The following is a 26,111-nucleotide window of genomic DNA, read 5'->3' on the forward strand; positions in this document are numbered from 1 at the left end:
ATATTCTTCAGGCGTGGCTCTGGCGCAGCACGAAACGGCCGGCCTCGGCGTTCTGCTGCACCGCGGCGGACATGGCCGTGGTCAGCTCCTGGGTGACTTTCTGGGTGCTGGCGAACACTTCCACCGCTTGCTTCAGCCATTGCTCGATCTGTTCCATGGCGGCGCGCGCCAGGGTGAAATCGGCCAGGGCGTCGCTGGCGTTCTTCATGAACACGCCTTGCGCCACGTTGCCGCCGGCCTGCGAAGTGGCTTGCGCCACCTCGCCGCCCACCACCACGCGGCCCAGCGTGTTGGCCATCATCTGTTTGGCGGCGGCGTCGGTCTGCAGGCCCAGGCTGTTGGCCAGACGCTGGAAGCCCTGGGTCAGCATCTTGCTGCCGCCCTTGGCCAGTTCCTTCAGCACATTGGGCACGATCTTCTTGATGGCGTCGCCCAGCAGCTTGCTGAGCGCCCCGCCGAGCTTGCCGGCGGCGCCCTTGCCCACCACGGCCACCACCACCATCACCACCACCATGGCGACGGCGGCCAGTACCGCGCCGGCGATGGAGCCAGCCAGCTCGGCGGTCTTCTTGTCCACCCCCATGCCTTCCAGCGCCTTGGTGATGGCCTTGCCTATCAGGTCCATCAAGGGTTTGAGGACCTTGTCCATCAGCGGCTTCAACGCCTCCTGCATGAAGGACACCCCGGTGGCGGCCTTGACCACTTCGTCGGCCACCATCAGCGCGACGCCCACCGCGGCCAGCGCCAGGCTGGCGCCGCCGGTGAATGCCGCGGCCACGACGCTGACCACCGTCAGCAGCGCGCCCAGAATCTTGCCAATGCACCCCATGGTGCGATTGAGCTCCTCCGCCTTGCGCACCTCTTCCTGGTACTCGGCGGACTTCTTGTCCATTTCCTTCTGACGGCCTTCCTGCAAGGCCTGGAACAAGGCGAGGTCGTTTTTCAGGCTCTCTTCGCTGTTCTTGCCCACCAGCTCGACGAACATCGCCATCAGCAAGGTCAGCTTGGCGACGTTGGAGAGGTTGTCCTCGCCGGTCTTGCGCGCGACGTCGGCGTTGACGTTGGCGCCCTGCACCTTGCCGGCCAGATCGTCCGCGACCTTGCCCTTCTCCACGGCGACGACGCGGGCCTTTTCAGCGGCGTCGTAAGCCTTGTCCGCCTTCTGTTTGGCCTGCAGCGCGTCGGCGGCGGCCTGCTGGCTGGCGGCCTGGGCTTCGGCGTAGCCGGGCTCGTCCGGCGACATTCCGTCCACCTTGGCCTGGGCGGCGTCAGCTTTCTTCTGGGCTGCGTCCGCGGCCTGTTTGGCGCTGTCGTAGTTGCCCACGGCGTCTTTCAGCGCCTCGGTGGCTTCGCTCGCCGCCTTGAACGCGTCCTGGAACTCTTGGGACAGTTTCTCGCCCATCGCCACTTGCGCTTCCATCATCGCGCGCCAGGTGGCGATGCGGCTTTCCAGCTGCGACAGCGAAACATTGCCGAGCAGGGACATCAACTGCCCCAGCAACAGCGTCAGCTTGCCGGCGCCGTCCAGCTCTTCCTTGGCCTTGGCCGTGGGCTGGGTCAACGCGGGCGTCGCGAGGTCGCGCTCGCGGATCGGCGCCTTGCCATCGGCCTCGCCGGCCTTGGTGGCCAGCACCGCCTTGAGCGCCTTGTCCGCGGCGTCGAGGAAGGTGCCGTCCTTGCGGACGCTCTCGAACGCGGTTTCGGCCAGCTTGGGATTGTGCAGGTATGCGCTGCGGCTGATTGCGCTTGCGTCACTCATGCTTGTTCCTTTTCCTGCTGACGGGACTGCTCGGCCTCCGCTTCCTGCAAGCTGTCGAGATACACCTGCGCCTTGTCGCGCAGCGACTCGTCGCCGCTTTGCTCGCACACCAGTTCGAAGCATTGCCTGGCCTTGGCGGCCTTGCGCATGAACAGCTGGCACTGGCCGGTGAAGAACACCGGCCGGTAGTCGTTCTTGCTCAGCGCGAAGGCGACCGCATACAGGTCGACCGCCTTCTGGAACTGCTTCTTCAGCTGGCACACCGCCGCCAGGCCCATGATGTAGTCGGGGTTGTAGAAGTCGTAGATGCAGAGGAAACGGAAAAAGGTTTCCGCTTCGTCGAGCCGTCCCTTGTGGTAAAAATCGTAAGCGTGGGCGTACAGGCCTTCCATCATGTCCTGAGGAATCCCGTGCACGTCTTTCAACGTGGCGCCGCCGCTCACGGCCTCCCAGACCATCTCTGCAAAACGGTCGTCGCTGACGTTTTCATTAGCGTTCATCAAATCTGCTCCTGAGTAAGGTCACCAACCCGGCAGAGCTGGCTGGCGTCCCGGCCTTTCAGCCTGGACAGCGTCATTTAACCGCGCCCGCCGGGGTCAAACATTCAGGAATCGCTCATGGCCCGCCGGACGGCTCATCGTCCGGACGACCGGCGTTTTCCACCTGTTCCAGCCATTCGAGCAGGCGCAGCACCTCGTCCACCTCTTCCAGGTTGATGAAGGAATAGCGGCGGTGGCTGGCCAGGATGCGCCGCGCCAGCGGCACGTCGCGCACCACCGGCACGCCGACCTTCTCCGCGTAGGCGCGCACCGCCAGCGCGCGCTGGTTGGTTTCCATCACCGACACGAAGGGGATGGGCACCAGCTCGGGCCGGAAATAAATGCCGATGGCGATATGGGTGGGGTTGGCGATGATCAGCCTGGAGTTCTCCACGTCCGACTTCACCTGCTCGGACAGCAGCTCGAAATGCGCCTCGCGCCGGCGCGACTTGATTTCGGGATTGCCTTCCTGCTCCTTCATCTCGCGCTTCACTTCCTGTTTGTCCATCTTCATGTCCTTCATGAACAGGAAGTACTCGGCCAGCGCGTCCAGAATCAGGATCAGCACGATGCAGCCCAGGCAGGTCAGCACCAGAGACAGCAGCAGCTCTCGCCACACGGCGGCGATGTCCATGACGCTGCCGTTAAGCTGGGCGAACAGCAGCGCCTTGTGCTTGCGCCAGATCAGCGCCACGGCCACCACGAAGCTGGCCAGGTACAGCAGCGCCTTCACCGCCTCCTTCACCGTGCGCAGGCTGAACAGCTTCTTGAAGCCGTTGATCGGGTTGAGCGCCTCCAGATTGAGCTTGAGCGCCTCGCTGGCCAGCACGAAGCCGGTCTGCAGCAACACCGGCAGCGCCGAGGCGGCCACGCACAGCAGGAAGATGGGCAGCAGCAATTTCAGCCCTTGCCAGAACACCGCCTGGGCGTAGCCGCGCATGTCCAGCTGGAAACCGCCGGCCAGGGCCTGGCGGAAAATGCCCATCAACTCGACCAGCGAGCCGAACGACACCAGGTAAGCCACGCCGCACAGCGTCAGGCAGGCCACCACCAGGTCGCGGCTCTTGAAGGACTGGCCCTTTTTGGCCGCGTCCTGCAGCTTCTTGCGCGTGGGTTTCTCGGTCTTGTTGGACGACATGTCAGCGCACCAACCAGGTGCCCAGCGCGCCGGGGCGCAGGGCCAGGCCGGCCACCGCGTCGGGCAGCACCGGCGCGAAATAGAGCAGCATGATCAGCAGCGCCGCCGCGCTTTTCACCGTCAGCGACACCGCGAACGCGTTCATCTGCGGCGCAAAGCGCGACAACAGGCCCAGCACCGCCTCGGACAACAACAGCGTCGCCATCACCGGGCTGGCCAGCACGATGGATTTGGCGATCACCTGGTTGAGCAGGGACAGCACCGGCGCCAGCGGCGGCAGGCCGTCGCCCAGCGGATCCAGCAGCTGATAGCTCTGGCGCATCACGTCCAGCATCAGCTCCATGCCGCCGCCCTGCAGGTAGACAGCGGCGGCGAACAGGTTGAGCAGATTGGCCATTTCCGAGGTATCCACCCCGTTGGCCGGATCGATGCTGCTGCTGAGCGTGGCGCCGCGCTGGTTGTCTATAATGCTGCCCATCGCGTGGAACGCCCAGAACGGCCAGGCCAGCAGGCAGCCCAGCAACAGGCCGACCGTCGCCTCCCGCATCAGCAGCGCCAGCAACGGCCAGGCCTGCATCGCGTGCATGGCCAGCGGCGGGTGCGGCCACAGGCCCAGCGCCACCAGCATCGCCACCGAGGTGCGCACCATGCCGGTCAGCGTGTTGCCGTTGAGGAAGGGCAGGATGAAGAACACCGGCGCCACGCGGGCGAAGCCGATGGCGGCCGCGGCCACCCAGCCGTGCACCTCGAAGAAAAAGCTGAACTGCACGCGCTATCCCTTGGCCAGCGCCAGCCGCATCACTTCGCGGCCGAAGGCGAGCAAGGTCTCGCCGTACCAGCCGGACAGCAGGAACAGGCACACGCTGACGCCCAGCAGCTTGATGCCGAAAGGCAGCGTCTGTTCCTGCAGCTGGGTCACGGTCTGGAACAGACCGACCAGCAGGCCGATCACGGTGGCCACGATGATGGGCCAGGCCGACATCATCAGCACCAGGTACAGCGCCTTGTTGCCGGCGAAAACCAGATCGTTCATACAAACCTCTCAATCAGCAAAAGCCTTGAACACGTGGGCATGAAACCAAACACGTATCCGACGCGCCCCGAATCCCCGTCCGCGCAGCGGACTCCCTCTACGTCGCCAAATCCAGGTACTGCAGCACCAGCCCCTTGGACAGCAGCGTCCAGCCGTCCAGCGCCACGAACAGCACCAGCTTGATCGGCACCGATATCGTCACCGGACTCATCATCATCATGCCCAGCGCCAGCAGCACGCTGGAGATCACCAGGTCCACCACCACGAAGGGCAGGTAGAGGTAGAAGCCGATCTTGAAGGCGCTCTTGATCTCGCTGAGGGCGTAGGCCGGCAGCAGCGCGAAGATGGACGGCTTGTCGTCCGGCGCCGCCGCCTCGCCGCCGTCGCGCTCGCTGCGCTGGCTCTGCGCCTTCTCGAAGAAGCGGGTCAGCTCAGGGTCGGAATACTTCTGCAGATAGCCGCGGTAACCATCCAGCCCGTTTTCGACGAAGTTGTTGACCGCCTCCACGCTGGTGAAGCTGACGCGCTCTTCCTGGTAGTAGCCGTAGGCCTGCTGCGCAACCGGCAGCATCACGAACATCGACAGCATCAGCGCGATGCCGTTGAGCGTCATGTTGGACGGCACTTGCTGCAGACCCAGCGCGTTGCGCACCATGACGAACACGATGGAGAACTTGACGAAACAGGTTCCGGACGCGATCAGGAAAGGCAGCAGCGTGGAAAACGCCAGCAGCGCGATCAGCGAGATATCATTCGACATCGCCCGACCCGCCCAGCCATTGCGCCACTTCCACGCCCAGCCGCCCGTCCAGCTGCACCAGCTCGCCTCGGCCCAGCAGCGCGCCGTTGGCGCGCAGCTCCACTCGGCGCTCCGCGTCCGCGCTCAGCGGCAGGACATTGCTGCGGCAGAGCTCGCGCAGCTCGTCCAGCGTCACCTCGCTCTGCTGCAGCACGAATTCCAGCCGCACCGGCAGCCGGTCCAGGTCGGCCAGCGGCCGCGTCTCGGCCGCTGCCGCCATTTCGTTCTGCCATTCCATGATGATTCCCTCTTCCGTCCATTGATAAGTTCCGATCGCCCGTCCGTTGCAGCTCACCGTCTGCGCCGGCCTGGAAATCAGCAATACGTCGCCGGCCTTCGCCCGCCGCAGCAGCGACGGGCTGACCATGCTGTCGCCCAGCAAAAAGCGCAGCGGCATCGGCAGCCAGCCCGGCACCCGGTCGCGCGCGGCCTCGGCGGGCGCCGGCGCTTTTTCCAGCCACACCTCGCCCTGCGGGGTGTCCATGCGCAGCATCGGCCGCTGCGGCAACTGGGAGCCTTCCCGGCGCTCGCCCGCGACGATTCGTCCCAGCGGCATGTCCGCCACCGGCCACGACAGCGGCGCCTCGCAGGCGGCGATCAACTCGGACAGGCGGTCGTCCATGCCCGCGGCGCTGGCCAGGCTGGCCAGTTCGGGCGCCATGTGCCGCAGCCAGGCCCTGGGCTGCAGCCAGCCCTGCCAGCTCCCGTCCGCGCCGGCCACCTTCAGCCAGCAACCGTGGGACGGCGGATAAGCGATGCGCACGTCCTGCCCGGCCCATGCCTCGCCGCAGCGCCGCAGCGCCAGCGCCGCGCCATCCACCTGCCTCAATGCCAGCCTCAACCCTCTTCCTCCTCGTCACGCTGCGGCTGCCGGCCGCCGCTGCCCTGTCCGCCGTCATCGCGCAGCGTCCATTGCTGCGGATTGCCGCTTTGCCACTGCTCGGCCAGGCGCTGCTGCACCAGTCCGTCGGATGGCGTCAACGACAGCTGCGTCGCTCCGGCATGGCCCAGCGCCTGCACGCTCACCGCGTGCTCTCCGCCCCAGCGCTGGAAGCGATAGGTCAGGACTGCGCCGCTCTCCTGCGCCTGCGCCGGCGTCGCCGCGCCTGCGGCCAGCGCCTGCTTCCAGTCCGCGCGGCTGCGCGGCGCGGCTGGCTGGGCCGCCTGCGCCGGCAAATGCGCCTGGTGCTGCGCCGCCTGCGGCGCCATGCCCGGCGCCGGCATCGCCGCCGGCTTGGTCTCGCCTTCGCGCGCTTTTTTCGCCGGCGGCGCGTCATTCGACGCCGGCGCCGCTTCGCGCACATGTTCCTGGAGCAATGTCTCCGTCTGCGGCGAAACCGTCCCAGCGTCGCCGCCGGCCAGCGGCATCGCTTCATCCTTCAGCCGCGCCGCGGCGCCATCCACGGCCTTAAGCCTCGCCTCCCCGCCTTCGCCGCCGATCGCCTGCGGCGCGAACGCCTCCCTCCAGGCCGGCAACGCGAACGGCGACAATTGGGTCTTGCCGCCCCAGCGGGCGCCCGCCTTGCCGTCTTCCGACAAGCGCTTCCCGGCGGCGCCGGCAACATGCGCGCGGGGCGAGGCGTCCTGCTCGACCGATGCCGCGCGGCGCGGCTGCGCCTCTCGCGGCGCGTCCCGTTTCTGCCGCCAATCCAGCGGCAGCGGCGGCTGCCAGCGCTCCGCCAGGGCGGAGGGCTCCGCGCCGGGCTCGGAATCATCATTCTGGCGTTCCCGCTCCAGCGACGACGCCTCGCGCTCGAACGCCTCTTCCAGGCCCATGCCGTCCCCGGATTGCTCCGTCGCCGGCGCCATCGCCACCATCACCGTTTTCACGCCTTCCATGCCGTCGCCTCTTCCTGTTCCGTTTCTTCCGCGCGCAGGCTCAACAGGCGCGCGCGGCGCCGTTCCGTCTGCTGCCAGCGGCGGTATTTGTCTTCCTTGCGCAGCCACTGCGCCAGCCGCTTGCTCAATCCGTCTTTTTCGTCCTGCAACTGCCTGCGCTTTTCCTCCAGCGCATCCAGCTGCAAGCCCAGGTTTTGCCGTTGCCGCCGCAGCACCGCCTGCTTGCGCAGCAAGGCGAACAGCTCGCCCCGGTCCAGGCTCTGGCCGGCCGGCCGCTGCGCCTGCAGCAGCTCCCGCAGGCCCGCGTCCTGCGACTGCACCGCTTCGCGCTCCCTGTCGATCTCCGCCTCTCCCCGCGCCAGCTGCGCGAGGCCCGCGCGGCAGCGCGATTGCGCGGCCTGGCAACGGGCCAGCAGCGGTCCGAGCTTAAGCGCGGAAGCCATCCATGCTCTCCAGCGTGTCCCGGTAAGCGGCTCGCTCGTCCATGCGCTGGCGCAGCCACCGCCGCAGCGGATCGCGCAGGCTCATCGCCCTGTCGTTGTCCGCGTTCTCCCCTGGCCGGTATTCGCCCAGGTCGATGAACACCTGCAGCTCCTCCAGCCGCGCCAGCAGGCCGCGCACGGCGGCGGCCGCCTGCTGCTGGCCGGTGTCCGTCACTTGGCCGGCCACGCGGCTCGCGCTCTTGAGCACGTCTATCGCCGGGTAATGGCCCTGGCCGGCCAGCTTGCGGCTCAGATAGATGTGGCCGTCCAGGATCGAGCGGATCTCGTCCGCCATCGGGTCCGGCTCGTCGTCGCTCTCCAGCAGCACCGTGTAAAAAGCGGTGATGCTGCCTGCGCCGGTGGCGCCCGGCCGCTCCAGCAGGCGCGGCAGGCTGTCGAACACCGAGGCCGGATAGCCGCGCCGGGCCGGCGGCTCGCCGGCGGCCAGCGCCACGTCGCGCAGCGCGCGGGCGTAGCGGGTCATCGAATCGACGAACAGCACCACCTTCTTGCCCTGGTCGCGGAAATACTCGGCCACCGTGGTGGCCAGCAGCGCCGCGTTGCAGCGGTCCACCGACGGGAAATCCGAGGTGGCGAATACCAGCACGCAGCGGTCGCGCTTGTCCGAGCCGCGCAGCGCCTCGGCGAATTCCGTGACTTCGCGTCCGCGTTCGCCGATCAGGCCGATCACGAACACATCGGCGTCCGCCTGTTCGATCAGCATGTGCATCAGCATGGTCTTGCCGCAGCCGGCCGAGGCGAAGATGCCCACTCGCTGGCCGACGCCGCAGGTCAGCAGGCCGTCTATCGCCCGTACGCCGGTGGCCAGCGGTTCGCGCACGCCCACCCGGCGGGAATAAGGCGGCGGATCGCTGTCGATGTCGCGCGCCTCGCCGCCGCCGGCCGCGGCCGGAGAAAAGCGTTCGACGACGCGGCCGGTCGGGTCCAGCACCGCGCCCAGCGCCTCCTCGCCCACCCAGGCGGACAAAGCCCGGCCGGTCGGCTGCAGCACCGCCTCTCGCGACAAGCCCCTGGCGTTGCCGATCAGGCTCAGCACCGCCCGCTCATGCTGGAAGCCGACCACCTGCGCCCGCGCCACCACCTCGCGCTCCTGCCAGTTGCGGCGGATCTCGCACAGCTCGCCTACCGCCACCCCGGGCAGCACCGCCTCCAGGATGGGGCCGGACAGGCGCTGGGGGTTGGCCAGCCTGCGCAGCAGCCGCGGCGGCTTCATCGCAGCACCGTCTCGCAGCAGCGCTCCAGGCTGTCGAAGAAGCCGTGCAGCGCGTCGGAGAAGGCGCGGCCGTCCTCCAGCCGGTCGGAGCGCACCAGCGCGCGCAGCTCCAGCGCGCCTTCGTTCAGCGCCAGCTGCAGCCGGCCGCCCTGCGCGTAGCCGCAGTCCTGCATCAGCAGGGCCAGCAGCTCCGGCGCCCGCTGGGCCACCGCCGCGTCGCCATGCTCGGTCAGCGTCGCCCACAGCCAGACGTCATCGTCCTGGGCGGCCACATGGATGCTGGGCAGGTCGTGCAGGTCCAGCGCGATGGTGGAATGGTTGTCCAGCGGGCCCAGCAGGCTGGGGTCGCAGCCGCTTTCCTGCAGCGCTGAACGGACCAGTTGGGCGATATCCTGTTTGAACATGGGCTTGCGTCCTCGTCAGATAGTTTTGATCACATTGACCGACACGCTGTCGGTGATTTCGCCGAAAGACACCACTTCCAGCTCGCGGAAGCGGGTTTCGACCAATTTCTTGATGAAGCGCCGCACGTCGACCGAGGCGAGCAGCACCATGTCCTTGTAGGCGACGCCCAGGCCCTCCAGGCCCAGCGCGAACAGGTCCATCAGCTCGTCGGACGCCGCCGGCTCCAGGTTGAGGAAGGCGCCGGCCGAGGTCTGGCGCACGCCCTTGCGCACCATGTCCTCCACTTCTGCCGACACCATCACCGCCCGCAGCTCGCCGCCGGCCGAGAATTTGTGGCAGATGTAGCGGGCCAGCGCGCCGCGGACGTGTTCGACCAGGTTGATCACGTCTTTCTCGCGCGGCGCCCACAGCGCCAGCGCCTCCATGATCAGCTTCATGTTGCGCACCGAGATGCGTTCCGCCAGCAGGCGCTGCAGCACTTCGGCGATGCGCTGCACGGTGGCATGGCGCAGCACCTCCTTCAGCAGGTCGGGGTACTTGCCCTCCAGCTGGTCCAGCATGTGCTTGGTTTCCTGGACGCCGAAATACTCGTTGACGTGGCGGGCCAGCAGCGCCGCCAGGCAGTGGTAGAGCTCGTCCAGCGCCGGGCGCAGCTGGTAGCCCAGCTTGGCCAGCCGGTCGCCGTCCTCCGGCCTCACCCACACGCACTCGCGCTCCAGCACCGGCTGCACGTCCAGCGCCAGGATTTCCTCGCTGGGATTGACCACGCGCGCGAGGTCGAAGCGGATCGGGAATTCATCGGCGCGGATCTCGTTGATCAGCACCGCCACCCGGTTGTCGTCCATGCCCTCGGCTTCGCGCAGCAGCATGTCCGGCAGCCGCACGCCGTAGTCGATGAAAAACTGGCTGCGCAGGCGCTCGGCCAGCTGCGCCTGCTCCAGCGCCGCGCGCCGGCTGGCCGGCACCAGCAAGATCAGCGGCACGGTTTCCGCCGCCACCTTGTCCAGATTGCCTATCAGGCCGAGCGAACTGTCCGCCCCGCCCGTCCTCGCCGCGTCGCCCGGAGCCGAACCGCCCTTGGCCGCCTGGGCCGGCATGCCCGGCGCGGGCTTGCCGGCGGCGGCGCGTCGCTTGTAATAGAACAGGCCGCCCAGCGCGGCGGCCAGGATCAGGAACACGATCAGCGGGAAGCCCGGCAGCATGCCCACCGCCAGCGCCAGCACCGCGGTCACCACCAGCACGAAGGGATTGCCCAGCAGCTGGCTCATGATGTTGCGGCCCATGTTGTCGCTGTCGCCGTTGACGCGGGTGACGATGAAGCCGGCGCTGATGGCGATCAGCAGCGCCGGGATCTGCGCGACCAGGCCGTCGCCGATGGTGAGCATCGTGTAGGTGGACAAGGCGGCGGACAGGTCCATGCCGTGCTGGGTCATGCCCACCGCGATGCCGCCGATGAAGTTGACGAAAATGATGATGATGCCGGCGATGGCGTCGCCCTTGATGAACTTCATCGCGCCGTCGAAGGAGCCGTACAGCTGGCTCTCGCGCTCCAGCACGCTGCGGCGCTCGCGCGCGCCGTCGGCGTCGATGATGCCGGCCTTGAGGTCGGCGTCGATGCTCATCTGCTTGCCGGGCATGCCGTCCAGCGAGAAGCGCGCCGCCACTTCGGCCACCCGCTCCGACCCCTTGGTGATCACGATGAACTGGACCACGGTGACGATGGAGAACACCACGAAGCCCACCGCCAGGCTGTCGCCGATCACGAACTGGCCGAAGGTGGCGATGATCTCGCCGGCGTCGGCCTCGATCAGGATCAGCCGGCTGGTGCTGATGGACAGCGCCAGGCGGAACAGCGTGGTGATCAGCAACACCGACGGGAAGGTGGAAAAGCTGAGGATGCGGTCGATGTAGAACGAGCCCATGAACACCAGCACCGCCAGCACGATGTTCAGGCCGATCAGGAAGTCCACCAGGTAGGTGGGCAGCGGGATGATCAGCATCGCGATGATCATCACCATCAACAGCAGGATCAGCAGTTCCGGGCGCGATCGCGCGCCGTTCAGCAGGGAGTTCAGCACCAGAAGTCCATCCAATCGCAAACAGGCGCCCATGCGCCGGGTTGTTCGTCAAACAGCGTCAGTTTTCGCGCCGCCGCTCTATCTGTTCATGCCGGTAGGCGATGCCGGCCATCTCGCGCAGCGCCTCCAGCAGCGCCGGCTGCCACGACTCGTCCAGAAACAGCCTGGGCGGCAGCGTCTTGCAGGCCCGGAACAGCGCCTGCAGCAAGGCGGAGCGGTCGGCGTGCCGGCTCAGCAAGGCCTCGCGGCCGACGGTGTCCGCCAGCAGCGCGTCGACGCCGTCGGCTTGCTGCAGCAGGCTGAGCAGCAGCACCAGCCAGTCGGCCTCTTCCGGGTTGAAGCGGCGCGCCAGCGGATCGGCCAGCATGCGGCCGACGAACTGGACGTCGGCCGAGCGCAGCAGCTTGAGCTGGGTCAGCCGCCCCAGCAGGTGGCCGAACTCCAGCCGCGAGCAGCTGGCGTCCTGGGAATCGATGTCGGCCAGCAGCGCGCCTTCCATGAAATCCAGCACCGCCGCCCGCCGCTGGCAGCCGTAGCTGGCCACCCAGTCGGCGTAGATTTCGGCCTCGGACGCGTCGCTCTCCAGGAACTGGCGGTAACTGGCCCGCAGCAGCCCGGGGCTGAGATTCAGCGCCTTGCCGAACAGGCGCGCCTTCAGCGCGCAGTTGATGCCGGCCTTCAGCGGCTTGGGCTCCGCTTCCGCCTCCACCTGCGCCAGCAGCGCCTGCAGCCGCTTGCGCACGATTTCGTCCAGCTGCCTGCGCCGCAGCAGCTCCCGCAGCACCAGCACCAGGTCGCTGGCGTCGGGAAACAGCGCGCGCGCCTGGCGCAGCAGCTCCTCGGCCGACACGCCGTGGGTCTTGGCCACCTGCAGGATGCGCTGGGCCTTGGGCAGCGCGTCTTCGTCCAGCACCCGCTCGAAGCTGTCGGCCAGCGTGCCCACCTTTTTGTCGAAATCGCGCCGGTTGCGGAACTGGGCCATCACCGCCGACATTTCGTCGGTCGACTGGACGAAACGCTGCACTTCGGCCGCCGGGCTGCCGTCCTCCACCTGCTGCGCCTCGGCCTGTCTGGCCTCGCTCTGCTTCAACGCATCCTTCTGCGCCTCGGCCCTGGCCATCTGCTTGGGCGAACGCAGGCCGATGCTGAAGACGGTGCGCGGGGTGAAGTCGACGGCCATCTACTTGTCCTGCTGCTCGCGGTCCAGGTAATTGCGGACCCACTGCTGCAAGGGATCGGTCTCGATGCCGGCGCGGCGCACCAGGTCGGCCGACAGGTCGCTGGCGTCCGGCGTCAGCGCGTCGTCGATCTCGCGCGGCTGGATCAGGAACACCCGCACGGTATTGGTCTGTTTCGCGCTTTGATAGCGGAACAGCCCCCCAACCAGCGGCAGATCGCCCAACAGCGGCACCTTGCCCTCTCCGCGCTCGCTGGCGTCTCGGGTGAAGCCGCCGATCAACAGGCTCTTGCCCTGCGGCACGCGGGCCACGGTGCTGATGCGGGTGCGGCCGACCTCGGGCAGGCCGGCGTCCTTGTTGTCGCTGGAATAGTCGGGCGCGCGGGCCTGGCTGCCGTCCTCTATGCTCAGCGACATTTCGATCTGGCCATCGGCGGCGAAGCGCGGCAGCACGCTGATCAGCGTGCCGTAGGTGACATGCTGCAAGTCCACGCTGCGCTCGCCTTCCAGCTTGGCGTAGAAGGTGCGGTTGTTGTCGAAGATGGCCGGGATGTTCTCCTGGGTCAGCACCACCGGACGCGACACCACGTTGGCCTTTTTCTTGCTGGTCATCGCCATCACCGCGGCCAGGAAGCGGGTGCCGTCCAGCGTGCTCAGCGACCCCGCCTGGTTCAAGGTCACGCCGAGCTTGTTGCCCACGGTGACGCTGCCGCTCCAGTTGACGCCCAGTTGGTCCAGGTCGTCCTTCTGCAGGTCTATGATCCACAGCGACAGCTCGACGTGGCGCTTGGCCACGTCCAGCGCCCGCGCCAGATTCTCGATGAAACGCACCTGTTCGGCGGTGCCCTTCACCAGCAGGCTGTTGGTGTCCGGATAGGCGATCACCTTGATATCGCCGGCGGCGGCGTCGCGCTTCAGCGCTTCGGGCAGGCTCAGGCCGGCCTGGTAGGGCAGCCCCCTGCCCTCCTTGAAGTCCGGCATCGCCGGGATGTCGTCGCGCTTCTCGGCGGCGGGCGGAGCCAGGCCGGCGACCGGCTTGCGCTCGCCGTCCAGCAGCTTTTCGATCACCGTGGCCATGCCGGGAATGACGATCTTCTGGTCGCGCAGGTCGTAGGTGCGGTCGCCGACAAAGGTATTACCCAGCCTGACCACGCCAATCTTCTGCCGGCCAAGCTCCAGGCCGTCGCTCTGCTTGTCCATCATCGAGGCGGCGTTGACCACCAGGTCGACGAACACCGGCGGACCGGACACGTAGAAGGTGCCGCTGCGGCCGTCGCCGCGCAGCGGATAGCGCTTGTCGTACAGGCCGGACTTGCGCAGGAAATCGTTGAAAGCCTGCAGCGACACGTTGCGCAGCGACACGATGGAGCTGCGCGTCTCGCTGGCGTCGTAGACATAGATGGCCTGGCCGTCGTGGTACCAGATCAGGCCCAGCTGCTGCGCCATCTTTTCCAGCATCGCCTGCGGATTGGCAAGATCGAACTCGCCGCTGATCTGCTTGCGCGCGGCCAGCTTGCTGACGATCACAGGCTTCTTCAGCCGCGACGATAGCGCGTCGAAAAAGCCGCGCAGGCCATCTTTCTTGGCGACGTAGCCGCTGGATTCGGCCGCCTGCGGCGCGGACGCCGCGGGCTGGGCCAACAGGACCGCGCATCCGGACAGCAGCGCGCAAAGAAGGTGCTTGTTCATTTGGAAGCCAACTGGATGATATTGGACAGACCGCGCGGAGAGACGCCGATCAGATCCTTGATTTCATTTGAAAAATGAGAGGAGGACGCATAGCCGTGCTTGAGCGCCACCTGGGTCAGGCTGTCCCGCCCCTCCACCACGTCCAGCAGCGAGCGCGCCATGCGCCAGCCTCGCAGCTCGGTCTTGGCCGCATTGCCCAGCGCATTGCGGCACAAGCGGCGGAAATGGGAATAGGACACGCCGTAACGCTCGCCCAGCTGCTGCAGCTTGTCGCCGCAGACGGACTGCGCCAGCAGAAAACGCACCAGCCAGTAACTTTCGCTGCGCCGCAACAGCGACAGCAGCGCGGAGAACGCCTCCGTCGGCTGCAGCACCTGGCGCAGAAACCAGTACTCGCAGGCGCGCCGGTCGGCCCAGGCCTCGTCCTCGCCCAGCGCCAGCATCGCCCAGTGCGCGTCGGCGGGCGCCTGCTCCGCGTCGCGGGATTCGTCGATGAAAGCCAGCAGCTTGGTCAAGGCCTCCAGTCTCAACGGCTGGAAGCGCAGCCGCCCGCTGGATACCGACAGGTCCAGCCGGTCCAGCAGCAACAGGCCCCGCCATCCGGCCGGCACGTCCACGGTGTCGCCGCCCGCCGGCCAGGACAAGGCCAGGGAGGCCGCTTCCCGCGCCAGCACCAACCAGACTTCCTGGGCCGCCACGGACCTGGCGGCTGTCGCGTCCAATGTCTCCGGCGGGTTCAACACATCGTTTTCTGTCATCATCCACGCCCGTGCTGCGGGCTCCTGTCTCGATGTCGGCAGTTTCCCGCAGCGCTGGCAAGGAATCCTGATGCAAATCTGATGACAGTTGCGACCATTGTCATCAAGCCCCTTGAGCGCGATACGAAGCGCCGAACGAAAGAGAGGCATGGCCCAGAGAAGATCGGGACAGTCTGTCCCGCGGACAGCAATCTAATCGCCCGCCGGCGCACCCCTTGCCGTGGCCCTGCAAATTTCAGATTTTCCGCCGTCGGAATGAGTAGATTTCCCGGCCAGCCGGGAGTGGGGCCCGCGGATCGGGCGGCATCGACGATGGCACCGCGCCTCAGTCCCCCCCGTCGGGAAGGCGCTGCTTGATGGCGGCAAACAGAACATGGCCAGCCGACGCGATCACCAGGCGGCGGATTTCAACCCGCAGGTCTCGTCCTGCATGGCGCCAAGGGACAGGCCGGCGAACTGGCGCATCCAGGCGATTTCACACAGCGGTCCTCCATGGCCGGATCTGGCAGGGCCTAGCATTGCCGCAGGCAGTAGACGCGCAACAGGGCGCTCAGCGGATTAGGCCGGGTGGGCGATGAGCCGGATCGATGGCGGCTGACCGTTACATCCGGGGCATAAGCCGCCCCATCTTGTCCGGGAAGCGGTCGCGGCGGCCGGGATCGGTGAAGGCCGGTTGCAAGCGCGTGGCGGCGCCGAGTTCAGCGCGCCGGTGATGCCGCAGGCAGAACCAGCAGCGCCACCAGCCCCCGGCTTGCCCGCCTGCGCAGCACGAGGCGGCCGCCAAAGCGTTCGGCTATGCTCGACACGATGGGCAGTCCCAGACCGCAACCATCTCCGCGATGCCGACCGCGCCAAAAACGCCGAGTGGCCAATCGACACTCCTCTTCGCTCAGCCCGTCGCCCAGATCCGAAACCTCGAAATTCACCATTCCCGCAGACGCGGAAACCGTCAGCACGACCGCCGCATCTGACGGCGAATAGCGCAGAGCATTGTCCAGCAGATTGCGCAGCGCGATCACCGCCAACTCCAGAGGCAAGGCCACCGCCAGCGCGGGCTGGACTGAACAGCTCACGCGCCAGCACAGCCCCCAGGTCGCGTCCTCCACCGCCCGGCCAACCACATCGTCCGCCCCGGCCCGCGCCTCCTCCGCGCTCGCGTCCCCCTCATCCAAACGCGCCAGCGTCAGCATCTGCTCCAATACCCGCTGCAGCCTGCTCGTGCCTTCAAGCGCATGGCCCAGCGCGCGCCTCGCCTCCGCATCGCCAACGATCTGCGCTACTTGCAGATGGGTTTTGATCACCGTTAACGGCGTCCGCAACTCGTGCGCGGCATCACAGGCCAGCCTCCGCTCCCGCTGCAATGCCTGCCCCGTCCGAATCAGTAATCGATTCAAGCTAGCAAGCTGAGCCTGCGGTTCGCGCGGCAATCCAGGCAACGATGCCGCCTCCCTGGACAGCAAACCTCGCAAACGCCCTAATTGTCGCCCCCCCAGGCCAACTCCCAGCCATACGATGGCCAGGCAGCCCGCCCAGACGATGAGAAAGCAGACGGCCACCCTCCTGCGGGCGCGGGACAGCTGGCGGGCGCGCAGCGCCCGGCGGTCAACACCATCGCGCAAGGCCTCATCGCTCAAGTTCCGGATGGCAACGCCAGAAACGGCAACACGAGGATGAGGAGGAAGGCCGGGAACCGCAGGCAACATGTCCGTCTGCGCAGCGGTCCGTCGACAGACGCTCTCCTCTCCGGCACCAGCCGCCTTCCAGGGCCAAGACGTCGGCGTCGACGGCATCCGCGCCAGCCATCCGATCGCCCATTGCTCCGACGCTTCCGACCACTCATCCGCAACCGATCCCAGCTCCGACAGAAACCAGACCGCCCCGCAGGCGAGCAACAGGCCAAGAACCGCGCCCAATATCAGGAATAGGCGCAGCCTCACGCTCACTTCCCGACTCCGCCATAGCGATAACCCAAGCCCCTGACGGTTTTCACCACATTCGGACCGAGCTTGCGCCGCAGATGGCAGATATGGACGTTCAGGGCATTGCTTTCAATTTCCTCGCTATAGTCGTACAGCCTGTCTTTCAGCTGGTCGGGACTGAGGATGCGGCCATCGGCGCGCAGCAAGGCCATCAACAGGGCCATTTCCCTGCGGGTCAGCGCCACAGGGGATTCATCCAGCCACACCTCGCCTCGAGCCGGGTCCAAGCGCAGGCGACCATCCTCGATCACATCCACGCTGCGGCCGGCCATACGCCGAGTCAGCGCATGCAGCCTCGCGACCAGCTCATCCAGGTCGAATGGCTTCAGCAGATAATCGTCGGCGCCGGCGCGCAAGGCCGCCACCCTGTCCTCAACCGAATCCCGCGCAGTCAGCACCAGGATAGGCACCCTCACCCCGCGAGTGCGGAGGCGGCGAAGCAGGCTCATGCCATTCTCATCCGGCAAGCCCAGATTCAGAATCATCACATCCACGTTCAATGTGGCCAGGGCAAGGTCCGCCTGAGCAGCGCTGCCAACCGCATCCACGATGCAGCCATTGGCGCGCAAGCCTGTAACGATGCCCTGAGCGATCAGCCGATTGTCCTCAACCAGTAATACCCTCATTTTCTCCCCTCCAGCCATAAGCATGGATCGGGCAGATTAAGTCGGAGTTAACATTGGCTTAATTGAAGTCATCGAAGCTACGGGCGACTTCACTAACGGAGCGATTGATGTCCCGACTTTTGCGCAGCTTGTGCCTGCTCGTCTGCTGGATGCCGGCAGCCAGTTCCCAGGCCCACCCACCGCCGAACTCCCGCCTCAGACCTAGCGCCATTCGCTTTACAGACAGCCGGACTCAGCCCACCCGGACAAGCAGCCTCCTCCCTGCCCATGCTTGGCGAACCACTGACTCATTTCACGATCCGGACCTTGCGAAGCCCCCAACCACCAGGCAGCGCGCCGCACCGCTCCTTACCGCCTTGCCTCAGGCAAACAGCCTTCTTCCAGAGTCGTCAATCACGCCATCGCCCAGCCAGAATCCTCCCCTGCTCTGCATCGTGGCCGACGCCAGGCTGCGCTGGATTCTGCTGCTGTTCACCATCCAAGGCCTGCTGCTGGTGCTGATCCCCCATGCCCTGTCAATGCTACCCCCATCCGGCCGTGATGTCGGTGCGATGATCACCCCGCGGCACAACATGATAATGTCTTTGACCTATGTGCTTCCTCTGGCGCTAAGCTACCCGGCTGCGGCGGCGCTGATTGCCATGCTGGACTCCGGCCTTCGGACCGCCTTGCTGGATTCATGGTCCAACAGCCTGTTTCTGATCATTCTGGCCGAGCTGGCCGCGGCGATATTCTGGCTGCTGGAACTGCAGCGGCGCAGCATCATCGGCCCCGATCGGCAACCGCGATCACTGGCCGGCGCGGCCATCGCCGGCATATTGTCCTCGCTGCTGATCGTCCCCTGCATGACAGTCCTGCTGGCCTACATCGGCGACAGCAACGATATAGGCGAGAGCGCGCTGGCCCTGCTTGCCTCCGCGTTGGGAATAAGCCTGCCGCTATGGCGTCCCATCATGCGCCTGAGGGCGCAGACTCGACTCCGGCGGATACGGTGGAACCGCCCCCGCACCGAAGGCGGTTGTCCTTCTCCTCCCTGCGGCAACGCATGCCTATGGCCGGAGCAGACGACGGCGCCGTCCCGCCGGCGAGACGGCTCATCGTCAAACCGCTGCCCTCTCGCCCAAACGAGAATCCCCTCCCGTCCGGACGACACCCCGCCTAACCCGGACAATTGAACTCAAAGCGTCTCGTTTCCTCCAAGCGACTGCCAACAAGGAGAAAACAGCATGAAACCCGCTTGCGCCGTGGCTATCGCCGTGGGCCACGCCTCATTGTCCGCCGCAGCCGCAGCAGCAGCGGCCTGGCCCGCCCCCATCCAGGCATTGGAACAGCAAGGCTACGAAATCCTGGGCCGGTTCGACGGCCCGTCCGGCATGGCCGGCTACGCCGCGCTGCGCCTGGGCCGCCCGCAAACGCTGTACCTGACGCCGGACGGCAAGTATGCGATCGCGGGGACGATGACGGATGGCGGCGGCGAGAATTGGAACCAAGCCGGCGTCGACCAGCGCTTCAGCGACGCGATGTGGGAACAATTGCAAGGCAGCGCCTGGATCGCGGACGGCTCCCGGACGGCGGAGCGCGTGGTTTACCTGTTCACCGACCCCAACTGCCCGTACTGCAGGCAGTTCTGGCGCGACGCCCGCCCCTGGGTGCGCTCCGGCAAGGTGCAGCTGCGCCATATCCTGATCGGCATTCTCCAGGCCGACAGCCGCGGCAAGGCGGCCGCCATCCTGGCCGACGCCGATCCCGCCCGCGCGCTGGCGCGGCACGAGGGCGGCGCCGACACCCGTCCGCTGGGCCAGCCGCCGGCAGCCGTCGAGGCCAGGCTCGACGCCAACCACAGGCTGATGGAGAGGCTGGGCGCGTTCGCCACCCCGGCGATTTACTACCGCGCCGCGGACGGCTCGCTGCAGAAGGCCCAGGGCGCCCCGGGCGCGGCGGCGCTGCCGAAAATCCTGGGGCCGCGCTGAGCGGCGGAAGCAAAAACAGGCATGGCCGCGCCATGCCTGTCCGCCGCGCCTTTTCGGCTCATGCCGCCAGCGGCTGCTCGACCAGTCCGGGGAAGGCCAGCTTGTCGGCCTGCCACAACGGGAGCTGACGCTGCATCATCTCGTCCAGCGCCGTCCTGGCGCCGTCGAAATCCACCTCGCCGGAAGAGAAGCCGCTCATCGCGGCGAAGAAGCGCTCGCCGAAGCCATCCTGAGGCTGGCGCTTCAGAAAATACTCCGCTTCCTTCCTCACCGCGGAACCCGGATCGGCCAGCTGGCGGAACAGACCGCTCAGCGCGGGTTTCTGCATGTCGGCCATGCCTTGCCAGCGCTCGGGCTCGCCCACTCCCTGCAAGTGCAGGTAATGCATCATCGGCGCGGTCAGGGTGTTGTCGCCCCAGCGCTCGTAGGCCACGACGCTGGCCGAGCCGCCCGCGCTCAACCCCAGCTCCAGCGAAACGCCGGGTTGCAGCGGCACCCCGCCGGACAAGGCCACCGAAGCGTCGCCGCTGGCGACCACTCTGGCCAGCTGCAGGCGGAAGCCCGCCGCCTCTTGCGGGAAATCGGCTTGCCCCTGGTATTGCGGCCGATAGAAACGCAGCAGCAGGGTGGCCCCGGCGCCCAGCTGTCCGGTCAGCGCCGTTTCCATGCCGGCCAGCGCCGCCGGCAGCGCGTCCGCCAATCCATGCGGCGCCAACTGCGCTGCCAGCGCGTCCTTCAGCTTGTTCAGCGCGCCGGCGTCGCCCAGGCTGCCCGACAGAGTGACGCGCAGGTCCTTGTAATCGCCGGCCCGTACCGGATTCAAGTGCACCCTGTGCTGTTCGGTCAGGGATGCCTCCAGCTTCACGCCCAGCGGTCCCACGCCGCCGCCCAGGTCCAGCGCGTAGCTGCGGTTGCGGATTTGCAGCTCCAGCGTGTCGCGGAAAGCCACTCGCTTGGACAGCGCCTCCGCATTGTGGCGGACCGGCGGCGCGTACAACCTGGCGGCCATGTCCTTCAGCGCCCGCTCCGCCTCGCCGGCGTCTCCGCGCGACCTTGCCGCGATCAGCAAAGCCGCGTGCGCCAGCGCCATATTGGCCAGCGCGTCCTCTCGCCGCTTGCCCTGCCAGCTGGACACGATGGATTTTTCGATCTGCGCGCCGCCCTGGCGCTTGCCCACGCCGGCATCCAGCTGCTGCGCCACCGCGCAAAAATGATCCAGCTCCGCGCCCAGCCGCTCGGCCGCCTGGCGCAATGCCGCCGGCGAGCATTCGCGCAAGGCGGCCGAGGACGCGGCTCCGCCCCCGGTCAGCCGGCTGAGCGGCCGCGTTCCAGCCTTGTCTTTCGGGCCGTCGAACAGCGCCTGGGCTTTTGCCTCGATGCCGGCCTGGCGCTGCGCGGCGACGACGGCGCTGCGCGCCGCGCCTTCCGGCGCGCTCAGCGCCTGCCAGTACGGCGTCAGCGAGTCCGCCTGGATGTCGATGCGCTCGACCGACACCGCCGCGCCGGCGCTGACGCCGGCCGCCGCGGCCCGCGCATTGGCGCTGCCCTTGACGCTGACCACGTCGCCGCTCGGCACCACGGGCGCGCGGCCGCCAGGCAGCGCCGACGATGCGTCGCGCTGTCCGAGCCAGCCCTGCAGCACGCCCAGCCGCTGCTGCTGGTCGGCCGCCTGCTGCTGCAAACGGTGGTAATGCTGCAACTCGTTGCCGTGCCCCGGCCGGAACAGGCGGATCAGCGCGCCCACCGCGGCGCGGGCGCCGACGCCCAGCGTATCCCGGCGGGAACCGTGCCGCAGCCTCTCCGCATTCAGATGCACGAAGGCCTTGGCGCTGTTGTATTCCCGGTAGCGCGTCTTTTGCACCCGCCCCTCCACCCCGCCCGACAGCGAGGCGATGCCGACGCCGCCTTTGACGCCGGCGGAAGCGGAGGCGGAGTGGCTCTTGTTCTGGAACACGAAGCCTTCATCGTCGTTGTCCATGCTTCTGCCCCAGCCCAGCCCCACCGAGAATGTCGCCTTGGCGCCGGCCCCGCCTTCGCCCAGGCCGAGCCCGGCGCCGACCGACGCGCCCGCATGCTTTTCGCTGCCGGCGCCCGGACGGTCATAGCGCTGGAATTGCGGCAGCAGTTGCGTTTCGGCTTCCGCCCGGGCCAGCTGCGCCCAGGCGGCCTGCCCCTGCAGCGCCAGCCGCTCGCTCAACTCGGCCAACGGACTGTCCGCCGGCAGCTTGCCGGCCAGCTTTTCCATTTGCAGCGACAACCTCGCGCATTCGCGGATGTCCAGCGACTCGCCGCTGCCTTCGGCCAGCTGGCGGCTCAGATTGTGCAGAATGGCGACCGTGTCCGGCGTCATCGGATGGCGGCGCGGCCCCAGCCTCAGCGCATCCACCCAGCGCGGCCGGGCAGGCTCGGCCACTTGATACGCCCTATCTGACATCGCCCGCAAGGTTTCAAGCGTACCCTGCCGCAGCAGCTGCATGCCGGCGTCCACCAGCTTGACCTCCGCGGCGGCTCGAGCCGGCAGCGGCGCCTGGCTGCGCACCGCGCGCAAACCGCCTCCCAGCCCGCCCGCGGCGTTCGCGGAGGGGTCCAAGGGACGCCAGGACAGCGGCGTCACCGAATTGTTCGTCCCCACATTTCCCAGCATCATGCTCTCCTCTTTCATTCTGCCTTCGGCAAGACCGGTTCAGCCCTCGCGCGCGCCGCCGAGATTGCGCGCCAGCGACAAGGCGCCGCCGGCGGACAGCCTGCCGCCCAACCGCTCCATGAGGCCAGCCAGCTCGGCGGCGTCGCTCCGGCGTTCGGCCGGCAAGGAAACGTCGTCGGAAAGCTGTTTCGCCATGCCCGCCGCGGCATCCAGTCCGCCTTTCAGCTCTGCCAGCCTGGCCTGCAAGTCGGCGCAGGCGCTGCCAGTCCCCGCCGCGGACCTCGGCGCGTCGGCCGCGACCGTGCCCACTCCGCGCAGACTGCCCCCCAGGGCAGAACCACCGGCCGCTGAAGCCGAAGGCGCGGCGGCCGCCACGCCAGACAGGCTCGGGCTCATCGCGCCCGATACGCCATTCATCATGATCACTACTCCCGCCCGGCCAGACCGGGACAACGGTTTGCGGATGTTCGCCCGTCCGCGAGGAACCGGCGACTATGCGCAAAGCTACCCCAAGCCCCTCGGGCAGAACTTGCATAAAACGCCAACGCTCCTCTGTTTTTTTGAGAGTTTTCCCATTTGTAGCAAGCATCCTCTCGCGTAGTATTCCTACTCTAAATTGTTGTTTTCGCGATCGGTCCCAAGGACAAGCCTTTCAATTCACGACAAAAGCATGCGCCCCTCGGGACACGCCATTGCTCTGAACGTTTTTTGCAAGCCGCCTTCGCAAGCGCATAAGTACCATGCGCTATCTGTGTGCATGCCGCGATGATGTAGACAAGTACCGGTACCGATCACCCGACACATCCAAGACAAAAAAACACGCCGACATGTCGCGCCGCTACGGGGAAGCGCGTGGCGCGACTGTCGACTCTATTCCTGCGGCTGGTCCGCACGGTGTTGCGCCACGCGCAAGAGGAACTGGAAGATGGCGTTACATAACGATGGTTTCATCAATCGGCAATTCGTCTTCGGCGATTTTGTCCTGCAATTCGACGGCGTGCTCTGTCACCAGGAACAGCAGATCAGCGTTCCGCCCAAAGAATTGGCCGTACTCACCGCCTTGCTGGAGGCAGCCGGCGAACTGGTGAGCAAGGACGCGTTGCTGGACAAGGTCTGGCCGGACGGCGACGTCAACGAGGAATCGCTGACGCGCTGCATCTACGCATTGCGCCGCATCCTGCTGGAAGACAAGAGCAACCGCTACATCGATACCGTCTACGGCAAGGGATACCGCTTCAGCCGGCCGGTGGCGGTGGTGTCCCGCCCGACGGCATCCGCGCAGAAGTGCACGATGGCCATCCTGCCCTTCCGCACCGACGGCCAGCTGGACTCTCTGGAGCTGCATGCCGCGCTGGTCCAGTGCCTGTCGCGCTACTCGCCGTTCGGCCTGGTGGTGATGCCTGCCACCATCACCCGCAATTGCGGCGACATCGCCGACATCATCGCCATGATCGACCAGTTGCGGCCCGACTATTACCTGGCCGGCCAGGTGCAGCAACAGGGGGATTCCTGGCTGCTGCGGGTGGAGCTGGTGCGCGCCGACGGCCATCAGTTGGTTCACCACGAAAGCATAGAGATCGGCCCGGGCGAGCATATCGCCGCGCTGCAGACCCGGCTGGCGAGCCTGCTGCCGCAACGCATTCCCGGCTTGCGCTGGCATCATGGCAACGGCAGCCAGCTGGACTCCCTGGACATGGCCATCACGTATCTGAACGGCCGCCATGAACTGCAGCAGCACACCCCTTCCAGCCTGAAACGCGCGCTGGCGCTGTTCCTGCAATGCACCAGCAGCCAACCCGGCAACGCGCTGCCCTACTGCAGCCTGGCCGAATGCTATCTGGCGCTGGCCCAGCTGGGCCTGTTCGACCAGGAGCGCGCGCTGGACGGCGCCCAGCAGGCGGTCGACCGCGCGGTGGCGCTGGACGCGGCCAATCCGCAGGCGCTGGGCCTGCTGGCCCTGCTGAGCAGCCTGCGCGGACAACAGACCATCGCCGAAGCCTTGTTCGAACAGGCGCGCATGCTGGCGCCCGATTCGATCGACATCCACTACTACCACGCCTGGCACCTGTTTCTGTCCGACCGCATTCCCCTGGCGCAACGCTCGCTCGATGCTTGCCTGGAACGCGATCCCTCCCGCATCGCGGCCAGCATGCTGCAGCTGTGGCTGACCTATTGCGAGCACCGGCTGGACGAGGCGGTGGCGTTGGGCAAACGCCAGCTGTGCCAGTACGGCCAGGATCATCCGGTATTGCAGAGCATGCTGGGGCTGATGCTGGCCATCCAGGGGCAACACGCCCAGGCGGAAGAATTGGCCGCGGCGGTCAAGGCGTCGGGCGAAGAAGCCGGCCTGCTCGCCGTCAACGGCTGCTACATCGCTCATTGCCGGATGGGAGACGCCGCGCGCCCGTTGCTGCAGGATTTTTTGTCCCGCGTCGACTGCCGCCAGGTCCGCTCCGGCCTGCTGCCGCTGATCCTGGCGCTGCATGGCCGCGCCGGGGCGCTGCATCTGTTGGGCCAGCTGGAATCCGACCGCTACCTGTGGCTGCGGGCATCCCGCCAGGATCCGCGCCTGGCCGGCCTGTTCCATCCCCACTTGTCCGAAGCCGCCTGATGCGCGCCGCCTTGCTCGCCGCCCTGCTGCTGGCCTCGCCGCTGGCTCGCGCCGATTGCTGGGACTACGCCGGGACGATGTTCAACATCTCGCCGGACCTGCTGTACGCGATCGCACAGCAAGAGTCCGGCATGAAGCCGGACGCCATAGGCCGCAACCGCGACGGCAGCCGGGACCTGGGGCTGATGCAGATCAACAGCGCCCATCTGCCGCGGCTGCGCCAGCTAGGCGTGAACGAGCGGCAGTTGCTGGAGAGCCCCTGCCTGTCGGTCGTGGTGGGCGCCTCCATCCTGTCCGACATGATGAAACGCTACGGCTACTCCTGGGAAGCCGTCGGCGCCTACAACGCCGGCCTGTCGCCGAACCGGCACGCGCTGCGCATGCGCTACGCGCGACAGGTCTGGCAGCGCTATCAGAAACTGCAGGCGCCCGAAAGCGCCCGCCAGCAACCCTAGATCAGCCGGAGCCGACATGCTGACCCGCGCCGCCGGCCCTCCCCGACCTGACAACCCGTTTCCCCGTTGGGCGGCGCCACCTGATTCTCGGCGCCGCCGTTTTTTTACCCGCGCGCCGCCATGAAAAAACCCTCCGCCGGGGCGGAGGGTTTCGATTGCCGGTATCCGGGCCGCTCAGTCGCGGTTGCCGGCGAAGGCCAGCAGCAGCTGCAGCAAGCTGGTGAACAGGTTGTAGATGCTGATGTAAATGGACAGCGCGGCGGAAATGTAGCTGTTCTCGCCGCCGTCGACCACGGTCTTGACCTGCCACAGGATCATCAGCGAGCTGAACAGCGCGAAGGCCGCGGCGATCATCAGTTGGAAGCCCGGCATGCGCAGGAACAGGTTGGCCACCACGGCCACCATCAGCACGATGGCGCCCACGGTCAGGAAGTTGCCCAGGCCGGACAGGTCGCGCTTGGTGGTGGTGGCGATGCCGGCCATCACGAAGAACACCGCGGAGGTGGCCGCGCCGGCGGTCATGATCAGCTGGCCGCCGTTGGAGAACTTGAGCGCGAATTGCAGCAAGGGTCCGAGCAGCACGCCCATCATGAAGGTGAAGCCCAGCATCAGGAACACGCCCAGCGAGCTGTAGCGGTTCTTCTCGATCGCGAATACCAGGCCGTAGAACACCGCCATGATCAGCAGCATGCCGATGATGGGGCTGCCGGCCAGGAAGGCGAAACTCATGTGGGTGCCCACGATGGCGCCCATCACGGTCGGAATCATCGACAGGCCCAGCAAGCCGTAGGTGTTGCGCAACACCTTGTTGCGAACATCGGCCATCGGGGTCGATTGGTAGGCCGTTTGAAAATCCGGGTGCATGTGAAACTCTCCTGAGTTGATTATTCTGGAAC

Annotated in this window: 24 protein-coding genes; 4 read left to right on the forward strand and 20 right to left on the reverse strand. The window is 66.9% G+C overall.

The window, feature by feature from the left end; translation table 11 throughout:
• Positions 1-7 precede the first annotated feature (7 nt).
• From CV_RS12820 to CV_RS12900, 17 genes are all read right to left on the reverse strand, one after another.
• Complete coding sequence (locus CV_RS12820) at positions 8-1,759, reverse strand: type III secretion system needle tip complex protein (protein WP_011136166.1); 1,752 nt, start codon at positions 1,757-1,759, stop codon at positions 8-10.
• On the reverse strand, positions 1,756-2,259 hold the full coding sequence (gene sicA / locus CV_RS12825) for a type III secretion system translocator chaperone SicA (RefSeq protein WP_011136167.1): 504 nt from the start codon (positions 2,257-2,259) through the stop codon (positions 1,756-1,758). The genes CV_RS12820 and sicA overlap by 4 nt, the downstream gene beginning before the upstream one ends.
• Before the next feature lie 115 nt (positions 2,260-2,374).
• Entirely contained in the window at positions 2,375-3,436 is a 1,062-nt protein-coding gene (locus CV_RS12830; RefSeq protein WP_011136168.1) for an EscU/YscU/HrcU family type III secretion system export apparatus switch protein, read from the reverse strand.
• A gap of 1 nt (position 3,437) precedes the next feature.
• Entirely contained in the window at positions 3,438-4,205 is a 768-nt protein-coding gene (gene sctT, locus CV_RS12835) for a type III secretion system export apparatus subunit SctT (protein WP_011136169.1), read from the reverse strand.
• Positions 4,206-4,208: 3 nt separating this feature from the next.
• Entirely contained in the window at positions 4,209-4,469 is a 261-nt protein-coding gene (locus tag CV_RS12840; RefSeq protein ID WP_011136170.1) for an EscS/YscS/HrcS family type III secretion system export apparatus protein, read from the reverse strand.
• A 97-nt stretch (positions 4,470-4,566) separates the two neighbouring features.
• The gene (locus tag CV_RS12845; RefSeq protein ID WP_011136171.1) at positions 4,567-5,229 is read right to left on the reverse strand and encodes an EscR/YscR/HrcR family type III secretion system export apparatus protein; all 663 of its coding nucleotides are present in this window, start codon (positions 5,227-5,229) and stop codon (positions 4,567-4,569) included.
• Positions 5,219-6,109 carry a YscQ/HrcQ family type III secretion apparatus protein gene (locus CV_RS12850; RefSeq protein WP_011136172.1) on the reverse strand — a complete coding sequence of 297 codons (891 nt, stop codon included), beginning with the start codon at positions 6,107-6,109 and terminating at the stop codon, positions 5,219-5,221. The genes CV_RS12845 and CV_RS12850 overlap by 11 nt, the downstream gene beginning before the upstream one ends.
• Positions 6,106-7,107, reverse strand: a complete 1,002-nt coding sequence (locus CV_RS12855; RefSeq protein ID WP_011136173.1) for a type III secretion system needle length determinant, SpaN/EivJ family — start codon at positions 7,105-7,107, stop codon at positions 6,106-6,108. The genes CV_RS12850 and CV_RS12855 overlap by 4 nt, the downstream gene beginning before the upstream one ends.
• Positions 7,095-7,550, reverse strand: a complete 456-nt coding sequence (locus CV_RS12860) for a secretory protein, associated with virulence (protein ID WP_011136174.1) — start codon at positions 7,548-7,550, stop codon at positions 7,095-7,097. The genes CV_RS12855 and CV_RS12860 overlap by 13 nt, the downstream gene beginning before the upstream one ends.
• A complete protein-coding gene (gene sctN, locus CV_RS12865) occupies positions 7,534-8,823 on the reverse strand; it encodes a type III secretion system ATPase SctN (RefSeq protein ID WP_011136175.1) in 1,290 nt (429 codons plus the stop codon). Before sctN ends, CV_RS12860 begins: the two co-directional genes overlap by 17 nt.
• The gene (gene spaK, locus CV_RS12870; RefSeq protein WP_011136176.1) at positions 8,820-9,227 is read right to left on the reverse strand and encodes an SPI-1 type III secretion system chaperone SpaK; all 408 of its coding nucleotides are present in this window, start codon (positions 9,225-9,227) and stop codon (positions 8,820-8,822) included. Before spaK ends, sctN begins: the two co-directional genes overlap by 4 nt.
• A gap of 15 nt (positions 9,228-9,242) precedes the next feature.
• Positions 9,243-11,306, reverse strand: coding sequence for an EscV/YscV/HrcV family type III secretion system export apparatus protein (locus CV_RS12875; RefSeq protein WP_043596248.1), 2,064 nt, complete (start codon positions 11,304-11,306; stop codon positions 9,243-9,245).
• 58 nt (positions 11,307-11,364) lie between these two features.
• Entirely contained in the window at positions 11,365-12,486 is a 1,122-nt protein-coding gene (locus CV_RS12880; protein WP_011136178.1) for a YopN/LcrE/InvE/MxiC type III secretion system gatekeeper, read from the reverse strand.
• Positions 12,487-14,172 (reverse strand): type III secretion system outer membrane ring subunit SctC, encoded by a 1,686-nt coding sequence (gene sctC / locus CV_RS12885; RefSeq protein ID WP_011136179.1) that lies wholly within the window; start codon positions 14,170-14,172, stop codon positions 12,487-12,489.
• The gene (gene invF / locus CV_RS12890; protein WP_080509015.1) at positions 14,169-14,933 is read right to left on the reverse strand and encodes an AraC family transcriptional regulator InvF; all 765 of its coding nucleotides are present in this window, start codon (positions 14,931-14,933) and stop codon (positions 14,169-14,171) included. Before invF ends, sctC begins: the two co-directional genes overlap by 4 nt.
• 695 nt (positions 14,934-15,628) lie before the next feature.
• Positions 15,629-16,873, reverse strand: a complete 1,245-nt coding sequence (locus CV_RS12895; RefSeq protein WP_011136181.1) for a sensor histidine kinase — start codon at positions 16,871-16,873, stop codon at positions 15,629-15,631.
• Positions 16,870-17,535: a response regulator gene (locus tag CV_RS12900; RefSeq protein WP_011136182.1), complete on the reverse strand. Its 666-nt coding sequence runs from the start codon at positions 17,533-17,535 to the stop codon at positions 16,870-16,872. The genes CV_RS12895 and CV_RS12900 overlap by 4 nt, the downstream gene beginning before the upstream one ends.
• A 434-nt stretch (positions 17,536-17,969) precedes the next feature.
• Between CV_RS12900 and CV_RS12905 the strand changes: the two genes are divergently transcribed.
• Both CV_RS12905 and dsbG read left to right on the forward strand, forming a co-directional pair.
• Positions 17,970-18,710 (forward strand): hypothetical protein, encoded by a 741-nt coding sequence (locus CV_RS12905; protein ID WP_043596250.1) that lies wholly within the window; start codon positions 17,970-17,972, stop codon positions 18,708-18,710.
• A gap of 51 nt (positions 18,711-18,761) precedes the next feature.
• A complete protein-coding gene (dsbG, locus tag CV_RS12910) occupies positions 18,762-19,505 on the forward strand; it encodes a thiol:disulfide interchange protein DsbG (protein WP_011136184.1) in 744 nt (247 codons plus the stop codon).
• A gap of 58 nt (positions 19,506-19,563) precedes the next feature.
• On the opposite strand, the gene CV_RS12915 is transcribed toward dsbG, so the two are convergent.
• Positions 19,564-22,152 (reverse strand): hypothetical protein, encoded by a 2,589-nt coding sequence (locus CV_RS12915; protein ID WP_043596253.1) that lies wholly within the window; start codon positions 22,150-22,152, stop codon positions 19,564-19,566.
• 36 nt (positions 22,153-22,188) lie between these two features.
• Positions 22,189-22,569 carry a hypothetical protein gene (locus CV_RS23560; RefSeq protein WP_011136186.1) on the reverse strand — a complete coding sequence of 127 codons (381 nt, stop codon included), beginning with the start codon at positions 22,567-22,569 and terminating at the stop codon, positions 22,189-22,191.
• A gap of 505 nt (positions 22,570-23,074) precedes the next feature.
• Here CV_RS23560 and CV_RS12925 point away from each other — a divergent pair.
• Both CV_RS12925 and iagB read left to right on the forward strand, forming a co-directional pair.
• On the forward strand, positions 23,075-24,760 hold the full coding sequence (locus tag CV_RS12925; RefSeq protein WP_011136187.1) for a HilA/EilA family virulence transcriptional regulator: 1,686 nt from the start codon (positions 23,075-23,077) through the stop codon (positions 24,758-24,760).
• Positions 24,760-25,215 (forward strand): type III secretion system invasion protein IagB, encoded by a 456-nt coding sequence (iagB, locus tag CV_RS12930; protein ID WP_011136188.1) that lies wholly within the window; start codon positions 24,760-24,762, stop codon positions 25,213-25,215. Before CV_RS12925 ends, iagB begins: the two co-directional genes overlap by 1 nt.
• Before the next feature lie 174 nt (positions 25,216-25,389).
• Here the strand turns inward: iagB and CV_RS12935 are convergent, their stop codons facing one another.
• Entirely contained in the window at positions 25,390-26,079 is a 690-nt protein-coding gene (locus CV_RS12935) for a Bax inhibitor-1/YccA family protein (protein ID WP_011136189.1), read from the reverse strand.
• Positions 26,080-26,111 lie beyond the last annotated feature (32 nt).

It is taken from the genome of Chromobacterium violaceum ATCC 12472 (assembly GCF_000007705.1).
In the GTDB taxonomy this organism is placed as follows: domain Bacteria; phylum Pseudomonadota; class Gammaproteobacteria; order Burkholderiales; family Chromobacteriaceae; genus Chromobacterium; species Chromobacterium violaceum.